Source organism: Bacteroides sp. GM023 (assembly GCF_014750685.1).
Lineage (GTDB): Bacteria > Bacteroidota > Bacteroidia > Bacteroidales > Bacteroidaceae > Bacteroides.
Genome location: NZ_JAAXGE010000016.1, coordinates 120,898 through 134,318, shown reverse-complemented (window position 1 = coordinate 134,318; position 13,421 = coordinate 120,898). Strand labels below are relative to the sequence as shown.

The following is a 13,421-nucleotide window of genomic DNA, read 5'->3' as shown; positions in this document are numbered from 1 at the left end:
AATCAAAGCTAAGTTAAAAGGAAAGAGTCCGGTGCAATACCGAACTCTTTATAAAATAACTTAATTATTAACTGTCCAACTTTTGGGGTGCAGTTCAGATAGTTGTAGCGAGGGTAATTTTGTTTAAAGGGGAGTTTTGACACATCTCCTTTAAATGATATGGTCGTATATTATTCTTTTTATCTTATTATATAGCGGATATAGCCCATTTGAGCATGATTTATTCCCTGCTACAATGCAACTCTATTCCTGCCGATTCTATATCAGCCCCCATTGGCGGATTTCTTTTAGAAAGTCGAAGCTCGATTTCCTCAATAGTCGGGAACTGTTCAAACAGCTTTTCAACAATTCGTCCTCCTACGTGTTCCAGTAACTTTGATGGAACAGCCATCTCTGTCATTATCACATGATGTACTTCGGCGTAGTTAACGGTATCGGCAACTTCATCCGTTTGTGCGGCTTTACTGATATTTACTTTCAGTTTCAAGTCAATGATGTATTCGTTCCCGATAAGATTCTCTTGTGGCGCGACTCCGTGATAAGCGTAGCAGAGAATCTCTTTCAAAAGAATATAGCTATTGTTTATCTTCATATGATGAATTGTTAGTATGATTCTGTTTTACTTTCAATAAGTCTTTCTGCGCAACCATTTGCGGGATTACTTTCAGAAATATGGGAGTGAGCAGGATACAGATACTCAATGTTATGAGCAGAAGCGCAATTGCTTGTGCCCATTCATTATGAATATATCGCGCCACCAATGGCCATAAAAAATGAAGAATAGGCCCGTGAATACTCAAGGTGATAATAGAATATCTCCCCAGGTAAGAAACCACCTTCAGCCTTTTCACTTTTTTGCAAAGTAACATAATCATAAATATTCCTGCAAATGCTGCGACGTAAACTTGGAAGATATTTCCTGAATAGCTGTTTGTGCGCATCCCCAGTGTAGTGGCAGTAAGGTACATCACTACTAATGCCAATAGGACAAAAACAGGAATCAGCTTATCGAACCGATGGCTTGGAAACAGGAAGAAGTTATATCTGCGAATCCAAAAACCTGCTACATAAAAAGGCAGGGCAGTCATGGAAACATCTATATAGAGTGGTAGTTCTATCTGCAACTTTCCGAGATAAAATCCAGCACCGCCTATCAACAGTGTAAGAGCGAACATGAGGGGCAAATACTTTTCCCGCAAAAAATGTATCAAATAAAACAGAATATTACAGTTGAACAGTGCGAGCAGGAACCAAATAGGCGGATTGAACTTGATAAGGTCATGTCCGTGGAATACTACCAAAAGCTCTTTCCATGATACGGGTAATTGAAAAACTCCCGGGGCTATTTTCCAAACGATATATTTCAGTAGAAAAGCACTTAGATAGAAAAACAGGAAAGGGATAATCAGCTTATTTATTTTTCGGATGATGAATCCCAATAACCCTTCGTATGATTTAAAAAAGACTCCCGATATAAAAAAATAGAGTGGCATGCGGAAACAAGATAGCATAGAATCCTTGTCGAGTTTATCGAAAGCCCCGCCAATATGCGCTATGACTACAAGAATGATGCAGACTCCTTTGGTTAAGTCCACAAAATCAATACGTTTCCCCGGGTTGCCTTCCATTCTCTCTTTTAATATCTTTTATTTCGCAATTCGGGCGCAAAGATACTTGATAAATTGGAATAAAAACGGAGAAGATAAAGAAAATTAAAAGATGGCTGCGTAAAGAGAAACAATAGAAGGAACACCGGTTCGGTTATTGCAAAAAAGAATGTCAGAGATATAAATAACGCGGATAATTCAGGGCTCTAATATTCTTAACCTGTATTATCCGCGCATTATCTACGTTATTTATAGTATCTTTTCTATATCATATCTATTTTTCAGGATTTCTTCCGGTATACTTTATCAACTCACCTATCTTATCATTAAGCCCCTGTGCTTTCATCAGCTGCTCCAGTGTGATATGCATCCGATACCGCCAATAATTCCGTGGATTGGACGGAACATTGATTCGTTCTTCCTGCACATTCGGATTCCGCAGGTTTCCGTCTATGGACAACCAGTCCTGGAATGACAAAATGCAGAGAATAGAATTACTGTTAAGATGTTTGCGTACTATTTCTTCGCACAGTTCAGGAGTCGCAACAGTAGGCGCAATACCATAATGCCCCAACATTGTATTGTAATAACGTTGCGTTTGCTGATAATCTTCTTCCCACCAACCGCGTAGCGTAGACATATCATGCGTGGAAATGGTGCAAACCGACCGATACGGATATTCTTTCAGATGCCCGAACTCATACATCGGATTCTTAGGCATTCGTTGAATCTCTAGGCTAAGAATGCGCAAATCATTCATCACGGACGCTACACAAGCAGGAATCATACCCAAATCCTCCCCGCATACCAACATACGGGTGGACTGTGTTAATTGAGGTAATTTCTTCATAGCCTGCTGATACCAAAACTCATTGTGACGATGATAATAATACTGATCGTATAGTTTATTGAAAGCATTCTTATCCTCTTCGCTCAATGCCCGGAAGATAAAGTCACGTTGCACACCGATACGGGGATGATATTTACCTTCCTCTTTCTTGTCCGGTACAAACAATACATTGCTGATTAAAGAATACAATCCATCCCGAATCCAAATACTATCTTCGTCATTCTTGCCGGCAAAGAACTGTTTCACTTCTTGTTGCGTTTCAAATCCCGGTTTCATGCGATAAATCCCGGACTCGTCTGCCAACTCAAGAAAATCTTGTTTTACAGTATTCGTATAAGGCCCGAATAGCTGTCCGAGAAAGGACTCATGGATATATGGATTCAGATACTCTTCCCGGAAGGTGAAACCGTAACTCTCTATCTCTTCCCGGCTCATAGGCAGGGAAGGTACAAACTGACCTAACAATCCGTGTACGGCATTCATCGGTATTTCCCAAATACGGAAGAATCCGAGAATATGGTCGATCCGATAGGCGTCAAAGTATTCAGCCATCTTTTGGAAACGCTTCATCCACCAGCGGTATCCGTCTTTCTCCATCACATCCCAGTTGTATGTGGGGAATCCCCAATTCTGTCCATTCACAGAGAAATCATCGGGCGGAGCTCCTGCCTGTCCGTTCAGATTGAAATAATGCGGTTCCGTCCAGGCTTCCACGCTGTTGCGGCTGATACCGATAGGAATATCCCCTTTCAGCACGACACCCTTCTCACGGGCATACTTCGTAACTGCCAGTAATTGCAGATGCAGATGATACTGGATGAAATAATATAAAGCGATATGCGGATAATCTACCGTCTCCGGCTGACACATCTTTTCTATTTCCTCTGCATTATAAACAGAGTACTTCGGCCATTTGCGGAAATTAGGTGTCCGGTAAGCATCGCGCAGATAGCTAAATACAGCATAAGGCTGCAACCATTCCTTATTTGCTTCAAAGAACTCTTTGAACCCTTTGGAAGCCAACACCTTTTCTCCTTCCTGTCGGAAAATTAAGCGGAAGAACTCCCATTTCGTCTGATTGACCGCTTCGTAATCAATAGCAGTCAGACTATTCAGTTCCTTTTGTTTTTTGCTGAACCCGGATGCAGCTTCTTTATCTTTCAGAGTTCCCATTTGCTTCATATCCGCATACATCGGGTGGAAAGCATAGATAGAAATACTGTTGTAAGGATAAGAATCCGTCCACGCATGAGTCATGGTGGTGTCGTTGATAGGTAAAATCTGAATCACCTTCTGATGCGTGCGTACAGCCCAGTCGATCATACGTTTTAAATCTCCGAAATCACCGACTCCGAAACTCTTTTCCGATTTCAACGAGAACACAGGAATAGCCATACCTGCTCCCTTCCAAACCGGAATATCAAAATAAGCGTACCGGTCGGAAACCACGAGCGTTTCGTTCGTCTTTATTTCCGGGTCTGCCAGGTAACGATTGGGATTATTTTCCCAGCAGTCCACTTTCTTTTCCAGCTTGTTGTAAAGAACGAACTTATATTCCAGCGGATATTTGAGTTTACTGGCATCCAGTTCCACCTGCCATTCCGGGAAGTTGGCGTCACTCATCAGAACAGCCTTTTCCGGATCCCAGTTGCCTAGTGCTTTTTGATTGCCACAAATCCCCAAACAGTAATCCTTGTTAATACGTGGAGCATAAGCCTTGATTACCAATCCCTTCTTGTGACCTTGCGGAATACTTTCCCTTTCGGGATGCGACAATAACGCTTCCGTAAAAGCCGAACTATAAAGATACAGTTGCTCCGGAATATTTTTCCAGCAATCATTGATTCTGTATTTCTTTTTGGGGACGCCGGATAAGAAAATACATCGTGGGAAATTATCCCATTCCTTGCGGATAACACTCCCGTTTTGTTCTATCTGATAGTTATAATTGATAGTCAACCCTTCTTGGGGAACCTCCACTTCCAGTTCTGCCGTCCAGTATATACCATCTGTTGTGTGCATGGGGACAGACTCCGTGGACAAGCCGGCAAGCCTGACTTCTTCCCCCCAGTTGGTGCGATATTCGATATTAAATGATAAAATCATATATATTAGATTTTGATTGAATATTTAAGACACTGCAAGTATAAGACATTTTTTTGAATAAAAAATAAAAGGAGTCCTCACGAACTCCTTTTAACCTTTTGTTTATATATTAATTAACATACGTAAGATGTTTATCCACATCGGGAAGCACCGCAGGTAGTACAAATCAGACAGCCTTCCTGATAAACCAATGTCTCATTGCCGCAGTTCGGACATTTCTTTCCTTTGGCTTCGGTTCCATCCTGAATATACTTCTTCAAAGCACGTTCCACACCATTTTTCCAGGTGTTGATACTTTCACTGTTCAATTGCAGAGAGCCTACCAGCTTGATAACCTGCTCAATCGGCATCCGGTAGCGAAGTACTCCCGAAATTAATTTCGCATAGTTCCAATATTCCTTGTTAAACTTCTCTGACAATCCTTCAATGGTCGTCTTATATCCACGTTTGTTCTCAAATTGGAAGTCGTAACGTTTTGTACCATCCTCATCAACATTCTTGATGATACGTCCGCAAGTTACGCTCTTAGGCAACAGGATACCTTCATCATCATCCTGCAAACCGGTGAAGATTTCGTAAGGATGTCCGTCCAGCAAGCCGACGAAAGCCACCCATTTCTCCTTGTTATTTTGGAAACGTACTACGTCAGCTTCCAAAACTCTTGGACGTACCTCTACAACCGTAGGTGGTTTGCAAGGCGGTAAATCTTCTTTCTTTTCCGACTTCGTAGAAATCAATACACCCGACCGTGAACCGTCACGATATACGGTACATCCTTTACAGCCGGATTTCCATGCCTCTACATACAAGCGGTTTACCAAATCTTCGTCTACATCGTTCGGCAGATTGATAGTCACGCTGATGGAGTGATCCACCCATTTTTGGATTCTTCCCTGCATCTTCACTTTCATCAACCAGTCTACATCGTTGGAAGTAGCCTTGTAATAAGGAGACTTAGCCACCAACTCGTCGATTTCTTCCTGTGAATAACGTTTTGACGGGTCATATCCATTAGCTTCCATCCAGGTAACGAACTTATGGTGGAATACGATATATTCTTCAAATGCATCTCCTGTCTCGTCAACAAAGTCTACATGTACGTTTGTATCGTTCGGATTCACCTTTCTTCTGCGCTTGTAAACCGGCAGGAACACAGGTTCGATGCCCGAAGTTGTCTGCGTCATCAAGCTGGTTGTTCCGGTAGGAGCGATAGTCAGACAAGCGATGTTACGGCGTCCGTATTTCTTCATATCTTCGTACAGTGCCGGATCAGCTTCTGCCAAACGCTGGATGAACGGATTGTTCTGTTCGCGCTTGCTGTCGTATACCTCGAAAGCGCCGCGTTCTTTCGCCATTTCTACTGACGAACGGTATGCTCCGAGAGCTACTGCCTTATGTACCTTTTCTGAGAATTCCGTTGCTTCTTCCGTTCCGTAGCGCAGTCCCAAAGCAGCGAGCATATCACCTTCGGCAGTGATACCTACACCGGTACGGCGACCTTGTCCGCTCTTCTTATATATCTTGTCCCAAAGTACACGTTCCGCACGTTTTACTTCTTCGTTCTCTGGGTCATCATCAATCTTGTTCATGATGCGCTCGATCTTTTCCAGTTCAAGGTCGATGATGTCGTCCATGATACGTTGTGCCAAAGCTACATGCTTATGGAACAAATCGAAATCAAAGTGGGCATCCGGTTTGAACGGATTCACTACATAAGAATATAGATTGATGGCCAACAGACGGCAAGAGTCGTAAGGACACAAAGGAATTTCTCCACACGGATTGGTAGATACGGTTTTGTAACCCAGGTCTGCATAGCAATCGGGCACAGACTCGCGGATAATCGTATCCCAGAACAGGACACCCGGTTCTGCTGATTTCCATGCGTTATGAACAATCTTCTTCCATAGGGTAGAAGCGTCGATTTCTTTCGTAAATGACGGATTAGCCGAGTCGATAGGATACTGCTGTACATAAGGTTTTCCGTCTACGGCAGCCTGCATGAAATCATCGTCCAATTTAACCGAAACGTTTGCGCCTGTCACCTTTCCTTCTGTCATCTTGGCGTCGATGAAAGCTTCAGAATCCGGATGCTTGATAGATACGCTCAACATTAACGCGCCGCGGCGTCCGTCTTGAGCTACCTCACGAGTCGAATTCGAAAAACGTTCCATGAACGGAACAAGACCAGTAGAAGTCAATGCGGAGTTTTTAACCGGAGAACCTTTCGGACGGATGTGCGACAAGTCATGACCCACGCCACCACGTCTTTTCATTAGTTGTACCTGTTCTTCATCGATTTTGATGATCGCCCCATATGAGTCGGCAGCGCCATCTACTCCGATAACAAAACAATTGGATAGTGAAGCAACCTGGTAGTCGTTACCGATTCCTGTCATCGGGCTACCTTGGGGAACGATGTATTTGAAGTGATCCAGTAAATCGTACAGTTCTTTAGCTGTCAGCGCGTTCGGATACTTTGATTCGACGCGTGCCACTTCATTTGCAATTCTCCAATGCATGTCTTCCGGGGACTTTTCATAGATATTCCCGAAAGAATCCTTTACTGCGTATTTGTTTACCCAAACCCTTGCAGCAAGCTCGTCGCCTTGAAAATATCGTAAAGATTCTTCGTAGGCTTCGTCATAAGAATAAATTTGTTTTTCCACGATTCAATGTGTGTTAAATCTGATATTTAATAAGTAATGTGTAGAAGTTTACTTATCGGTAACAAATGTAGGCGCAAAGCTAAGAATGTTTTTTCATCTATCAAAATAAAAATGAAACAATTTATTAACAGGTTGCAAGTTTTCCATTTGTGTGCGCTAAGTATTTGATAAACAGATAAATTTGGATTTTGTTCAAAGGTTAAAGTTTTCCAAAAAGAAAACTATTCTTTTCTATCAGTATGGTGAAATAGTTTTTTCTTTTTATATCTTTGCAAAAAAAAGATATGTTTGAAACCGTAAAGAACAGAAGAACAATCAGGAAATACCAGTCGAAGGACATTGCTCCTGATTTGTTAAATGATTTGCTTGAAACCTCTTTCCGTGCTTCTACGATGGGTGGGATGCAGCTTTATAGTGTAATTGTCACTCGCGACGCAAAAATGAAAGAGAAACTTTCGCCTGCTCATTTTAATCAACCAATGGTAAAAAATGCACCGGTGGTACTTACTTTTTGTGCTGATTTTCGTCGCTTCAGCAAGTGGTGTGAACAACGGAAAGCCGTGCCGGGCTATGATAATTTAATGTCTTTTATGAATGCGTCCATGGATACTTTGCTGGTTGCGCAGACTTTCTGCACGCTGGCCGAAGAAGTGGGACTCGGCATTTGTTATTTGGGCACTACTACTTATAATCCCCAAATGATTATTGATGCCCTTCAATTGCCCGAACTGGTATTTCCTCTCACAACGATAACGGTAGGTTATCCCGATGGTATTCCCGCACAGGTAGACCGTTTGCCCTTGAAAGCTGCCGTGCACGATGAAAAGTATCACGATTATACGCCGGAAGAGATAGATAAGCTCTACGCATACAAAGAATCATTGCCGGAAAACAAACAGTTTATTGAAGAAAACAAGAAAGAAACTCTTGCCCAGGTATTTACAGATGTACGTTACACAAAGAAAGATAACGAATTTATGTCTGAAAATCTATTGGAAGTACTTCGCCAGCAGGGATTCTTGAAATAAGTATTAAAAAAGTATTAAGTATTACCGTAACTGCGTGAAATACATATAAAGCGTATCCGCACGGATAATACTTAATACTTTATGCCTAATACTTCAAATACTTGTATTTTAATTTCTTTTCTTCAGTAACGACTCAATCTCCTGTACCTCTGCACTAAAGCTCTTGTCCACCTCTAATTGTCCTTTTACGGTTTTGCAGGCGTGAAGTACGGTTGCATGATCCTTGTTACCGATGAACTTTCCTATCTTGGATGTTGAAAAGTCTGTGTGATTTTTGGCGAGATACATGGCGATCTGCCTTGCTTGAACTACTTCTCTCTTTCTGGATTTTGTGTGTATGGCAGCCGGTTCCAGGTCGAAATGCTTGCATACCACTTTGAGAATATCATCAATGGTAACAGCCTTTGTCTCATTATGAACCACTCCATGTACGATGTGTTGCGCCAAATCCATATCTATTTCCTTGTTGAAAATAGTAGAGCGTGCCATGATTGCGATAACGATACCTTCCAAGTCGCGTACACTTTCGTTTACGTTCTCGGCAATATAATCGATTACTTCCGGTGGGAACTGTAATCCGTCGCGGTGTATCTTATTGCGCAGAATGTTTTTACGAAGTTCTACGGTCGGCTTTTCGAGCTCTGCTACCATGCCCCATTTGAAACGTGTGAGCAGGCGTTCTTCAATACCTTGCAACAACACGGGAGCGCGGTCGGAAGTCAATATGAGCTGTCTGCCGTTTTGATGTAAATGATTGAAGATATGGAAGAAATTGTTCTGTGTCTTGGTGACACCGGCAAATTCCTGGATATCATCGATAATCAATACATCAATCGTCTGATAGAAGTTAATGAAATCGTTCGTCGTGTTATTACGTACAGAGTCCGTATATTGTACCTGGAACAAATGTGCCGAAACGTACAATACTCTTTTCTCAGGATTCGTTTCTTTGATTTTCGTGCCTATTGCGTTTGCAAGGTGCGTTTTTCCAACGCCGGATGCTCCATAAAGGAACAACGGGTTGAAAGCGGTGCCCCCGGGCTTTTGTGCTACGGCTTCGGCTACACTTCTCGACAGCTTGTTGCTGTATCCTTCAATGAAGTTTTCGAAGTTATAATTGGGGTTCAAATGCGGGTCTAAGTCTTGAACAGCAGGAGCCTTCAAGAAGTTAGGCGCTTTATTACCGTCAAATATGCTTTTGGGAGTAATAGCCGTAGAGCGATTGCTTGCTTCGAGATTCACGGTTTGATTCGGAATCGAAGTCTTGTCTACCATAACGTTGTACATCAACTTGGTGCCTTCGCCAATGACCTTATACAATGTCTTGCGGATAAGATCTACGAATCTCTCTTCCAGTATTTCATAGAAAAACTGGCTGGGGATCTGTAAAATCAAAGTTTTGTCCTCATATTTCAACGGAACAATAGGGGCAAACCAAGTATTATATGTCGTCTCGGGAACATTGTCTTTTATAACGTCAAGACAGCGGTTCCAAAGTACGACATGATTTGATTCAATCATAGTGACTTTTAATACATTTATTAATTAAGCAAAACTTCTACGTTTGCAAAATTGGGAATCTTATTCCGAAAAAACAAATCAGCTTTTTCTTGTTTTTTTCGTGAGAACAATAATGTGTTTACTTTCAATGACTTATATACATCTGTCGGAACACTATATGCTAATCCACTCTTGCAAAATTATAAGTATCTGTATTTTAGTTTGTTATATATAAAATGCTGTTCATTTTTCTTCCATTTGTACGTTTGTACGGGAATATTATTTCGGTTTGTAGATAGACATTTGAGAAGCAATGACACGCTTTTCGAAACGCTTCGTTATTTAGATGAAATCTATATAGCGATAAAATGCTACTTATCTTTCTTGCCGAATAATGAGAAGTGAACATAGCGTTTCGGATGCTCTTTCAGGTCTTCCAATAAGCTCGCTGCGTTTTCAGTTGTAGCGTTCAAATTATTGTATAAAGTCGGGTCGTTAAAGAGCAGTCCGAGGGTGTTATCTTTGCTGTTCAATTTCTCTGTAAGTATTTTTACGTTAGCCAGCGTTTCGTCTATTTTTTTGAAAGTAGATGCATAGTCCACTTCCTTCAGGTTGCCGCTGATAGCTACGAAGTTATCCCCGATTGTATTCAGCTTGCTGGTGAGCTGCGGAATATCGTTACTCATAAGTCCTTTCACTTGCGAGCTGACTACTGCCAGGTTGGCTGTGGTTGTTTCTATTGAATGTAAAGTAGCAGGGATACTCTTGTCGCTCAGGATTGTGTTCAATGAGATAAGGATAGAGTCCAGTTTCGGAAGCATTTCCTGTACCTTGGGGATGAGTTGTGCTGCGCTCTCCATCATTCCGTTATTCAGTTTGCCGGGGATTGTATCGCCTACGGCATATCTTTCGCGTGGGTTGTTGGCAAGCAGTATGTTCATGCGTACACCGCCCATCAGTTCGGATACCAGTTCGGCAGTGCTTCCTTTCGGGATACGCAGTTCTGTATCCAGTTCCACTTCCACCACTACATTTCCGGGATTGGCATAATCATAATAGATGTCACGTACAATACCTACGCGAACACCGTCCGCAAATACCGGGCTTGACTTGGTCAGTCCGTTCACGTTCTGAAATTTGGCATAGAAATAGCTCGAAGGTTGAAACATATGTATTCCCTTCAGCCAGTTAATCCCATAAACAAGCACGCATAGTGCAATGATACCTGCAATACCTATTCTGACTTCTTTTGTAATGTACTTCATTTTATCTTTTTATTTATTTCTTCTCTTTTTAAATTCGGCAATCGCTTCGTTGACGTTCATTTTCTCCCCATTTCGGAAAGCGATGATGAAAGCATCCTTAAATTGTGGCGTAATAGTGCGTTTCGTACGCAGCACTTTGTTATAATCACTGGAAGCGCCATACGTATATTTGTATATGCCTTTTTCCTTATAATAATCTACATCTTTCAGTCCTTTCAGTCGCTTGTCGTTTTTGGCGAGAGGCTTGGAAGAGGTGAGTATCTGTATCTTAAACGTAATTTCACTATCATTGGTTGCGTTTTCCGACGCAATCGGACGTTTTGTTGTTGTTTTTGTTGTTGTAGTGGGTTTTGTCCTGGCTTCTGCCAACAATTCCTTCTGCTGAGGAGCTGTCACGCTTTCCGTGTCTTTCTGCGCAATGGCCGGAGCGTTGTTTTCTTCCCGTTCGGTCGGGATAATCGTTTTGCTGACTCCCGTAAGGCGTATTTCGTGTTCTCTTTTATAATTCAGGAAAGCATGATAAATGCCTTTTGCCATGGTTGCGGCCCCTTCTTCTGAATTCAGATAACGCTCTTCCTCGGGGGTAGAGATGAATCCCAATTCTATCAGAATACTCGGCATGGCGCTTGCTTTCAGGACAAGGAAACCGGCTTGATGCACTCCGCGGTCTGACCGTTTGCAGGTATGGCGGAATTGTTTTTGCATCAGTGACGCAAGATGCACGCTTTGCTCCATATACTTGTCCTGCATAAATTCAAAAATGATATAGGATTCAGCGGAGTTCGGATTGAAGCCGGCATATCGTGTCTCATAATCGCTTTCGTAGAGAATTACGGAGTTCTCCCGTTTCGCAACTTCCAGATTGGCGTCCGATTTGGCAAGACCCAGTGTCCAGGTAGATGCACCTTTTGCTGTGCGGTTGTTTGCCAGTGCGTTGGTGTGGATAGAGATAAAGAGGTCAGCCTTCGCGTTGTTCGCGATTTCTGCCCGTCGTGCCAGTGGGATGAAGACATCTTTGCTGCGGGTGTAAATCACTTTGACGTCATCGCAGTTTCTTTTTATCAGGTTTCCCACTTTCAGGGCAACGTTCAGATTGATGTTCTTCTCTTTGGCTGTTTTGCCTATGGCGCCGGGGTCATGTCCGCCGTGTCCGGCGTCAATAACCACTACGAAGTCTTTCCCCCATAAATGGCTGGTACATGAGGGTAGAAAAAGTAGCCAGAGGCAAATGCATATATATACTATGTATGGTCTATTCAGTTTCATATTTGTAACACGGTGCAAATGTAGTAGAAATTTGTAGAAAACTCATTATTTGCCATTAAGTTTTGTGTTTTTTTCGGTTTAATGATAGCTTTTTTCCTGAAATCTCCGTTACTTTGCGCTTCGAAGTTAAAATGTACGACGATGCTTAAGTTTTTGAAGAATTGGACATTACCTATTGCCATGTTGGTAGGTGCCGTGGGTTATCCACTGTTCATCAGCCTTTCTTTCCTTACTCCCTATCTTATTTTTACGATGTTGCTGCTGACTTTCTGTAAGGTATCTCCACGCGACTTGAAGCCGAAACCTCTCCATGCGTGGCTATTGCTGATTCAGATTGGCGGTGCGCTGGCTGCTTATCTGTTGCTCTATCGGTTTGACAAGATTGTGGCGGAAGGAGTGATGGTTTGTATTATTTGCCCAACCGCTACTGCTGCCGCGGTGATAACTTCCAAGTTGGGTGGTAGTGCAGCGAGTCTGACTACTTATACATTGCTCGCCAATATCGGGGCAGCCATTGCCGTACCTATTCTTTTCCCTTTGATAGAGGTACATCCCGATGTCAGTTTTTGGGAAGCGTTCTTCGTCATTTTGAGTAAAGTATTCCCGTTGCTGATTTGTCCGTTCCTGCTTGCATGGCTGTTGAGCAAATGCCTGCCGAAAGTTCATCGGAAACTATTAAGTTATCATGAACTAGCCTTCTATCTGTGGGCAGTTTCTTTGGCCATCGTGACAGCGCAAACTTTGTATTCATTGCTCAATGACCCTGCGGACGGTTTTACGGAAATCATGATTGCTGTTGGAGCTTTGGTAGCTTGTTGTTTGCAGTTCTTCCTGGGAAAAACAATCGGTTCTGTTTATAATGACCGTATCAGTGGCGGTCAGGCACTGGGACAGAAGAATACGATTTTGGCTATTTGGATGGCGCATACTTATCTCAATCCGTTGTCTTCCGTTGCTCCGGGTTCGTATGTCCTGTGGCAGAATATTATCAATAGCTGGCAGTTGTGGAAAAAGAGAAAGAAAGAGAATTAAGTATAGATGGCTGATTTTCCGTAAGGAAACGGATGCGGTCGGTTGGGTGGCGGTGATATCCTAAAAGAAAAACATGGGGATGGAGCTATAAACAAGCT

9 protein-coding genes are annotated in these 13,421 nt (G+C 42.4%); 2 read left to right on the top strand and 7 right to left on the bottom strand.

The features are described from left to right. Positions 1–220 precede the first annotated feature (220 nt). The 4 genes from folB to HC965_RS24745 form a co-directional block, all read right to left on the bottom strand. Positions 221–592: a dihydroneopterin aldolase gene (gene folB, locus HC965_RS24760; protein ID WP_191034001.1), complete on the bottom strand. Its 372-nt coding sequence runs from the start codon at positions 590–592 to the stop codon at positions 221–223. Further along, positions 576–1,628, bottom strand: a complete 1,053-nt coding sequence (locus HC965_RS24755) for an acyltransferase family protein (RefSeq protein WP_191034000.1) — start codon at positions 1,626–1,628, stop codon at positions 576–578. The genes folB and HC965_RS24755 overlap by 17 nt, the downstream gene beginning before the upstream one ends. A 253-nt stretch (positions 1,629–1,881) precedes the next feature. Next, positions 1,882–4,563: a 4-alpha-glucanotransferase gene (locus HC965_RS24750; protein ID WP_191033999.1), complete on the bottom strand. Its 2,682-nt coding sequence runs from the start codon at positions 4,561–4,563 to the stop codon at positions 1,882–1,884. A gap of 131 nt (positions 4,564–4,694) precedes the next feature. Further along, a complete protein-coding gene (locus tag HC965_RS24745; protein WP_191033998.1) occupies positions 4,695–7,232 on the bottom strand; it encodes an adenosylcobalamin-dependent ribonucleoside-diphosphate reductase in 2,538 nt (845 codons plus the stop codon). 284 nt (positions 7,233–7,516) lie between these two features. On the opposite strand from HC965_RS24745, the gene HC965_RS24740 reads away from it, so the two are divergent. Further along, a complete protein-coding gene (locus HC965_RS24740) occupies positions 7,517–8,260 on the top strand; it encodes an NADPH-dependent oxidoreductase (protein ID WP_191033997.1) in 744 nt (247 codons plus the stop codon). Between the two features lie 108 nt (positions 8,261–8,368). Here the strand turns inward: HC965_RS24740 and dnaA are convergent, their stop codons facing one another. The 3 genes from dnaA to HC965_RS24725 all read right to left on the bottom strand — a co-directional run bounded on the left by dnaA (position 8,369) and on the right by HC965_RS24725 (position 12,291). Then, positions 8,369–9,781 (bottom strand): chromosomal replication initiator protein DnaA, encoded by a 1,413-nt coding sequence (gene dnaA / locus HC965_RS24735; protein WP_167959402.1) that lies wholly within the window; start codon positions 9,779–9,781, stop codon positions 8,369–8,371. Between the two features lie 350 nt (positions 9,782–10,131). Beyond that, positions 10,132–11,025, bottom strand: coding sequence for an MlaD family protein (locus HC965_RS24730; RefSeq protein WP_191033996.1), 894 nt, complete (start codon positions 11,023–11,025; stop codon positions 10,132–10,134). Between the two features lie 9 nt (positions 11,026–11,034). After that, positions 11,035–12,291 carry an N-acetylmuramoyl-L-alanine amidase gene (locus HC965_RS24725; protein ID WP_191033995.1) on the bottom strand — a complete coding sequence of 419 codons (1,257 nt, stop codon included), beginning with the start codon at positions 12,289–12,291 and terminating at the stop codon, positions 11,035–11,037. Positions 12,292–12,372: 81 nt separating this feature from the next. Here HC965_RS24725 and HC965_RS24720 point away from each other — a divergent pair, with 81 nt between their 5' ends. Beyond that, positions 12,373–13,323: a bile acid:sodium symporter family protein gene (locus HC965_RS24720; protein WP_191033994.1), complete on the top strand. Its 951-nt coding sequence runs from the start codon at positions 12,373–12,375 to the stop codon at positions 13,321–13,323. Positions 13,324–13,421: the final 98 nt, after the last annotated feature.

Excerpts from the sequence above, each read along its gene's own strand:
- HC965_RS24725 (WP_191033995.1), bottom strand. The coding sequence starts at position 12,291 with ATGAAACTGAATAGACCATACATAGTATATATATGCATTTGCCTCTGG.
- HC965_RS24720 (WP_191033994.1), top strand. The coding sequence starts at position 12,373 with ATGATAGCTTTTTTCCTGAAATCTCCGTTACTTTGCGCTTCGAAGTTA.
- HC965_RS24755 (WP_191034000.1), bottom strand. The coding sequence starts at position 1,628 with ATGGAAGGCAACCCGGGGAAACGTATTGATTTTGTGGACTTAACCAAA.
- HC965_RS24740 (WP_191033997.1), top strand. The coding sequence starts at position 7,517 with ATGTTTGAAACCGTAAAGAACAGAAGAACAATCAGGAAATACCAGTCG.
- folB (WP_191034001.1), bottom strand. The coding sequence starts at position 592 with ATGAAGATAAACAATAGCTATATTCTTTTGAAAGAGATTCTCTGCTAC.
- dnaA (WP_167959402.1), bottom strand. The coding sequence starts at position 9,781 with ATGATTGAATCAAATCATGTCGTACTTTGGAACCGCTGTCTTGACGTT.
- HC965_RS24730 (WP_191033996.1), bottom strand. The coding sequence starts at position 11,025 with ATGAAGTACATTACAAAAGAAGTCAGAATAGGTATTGCAGGTATCATT.
- HC965_RS24750 (WP_191033999.1), bottom strand. The coding sequence starts at position 4,563 with ATGATTTTATCATTTAATATCGAATATCGCACCAACTGGGGGGAAGAA.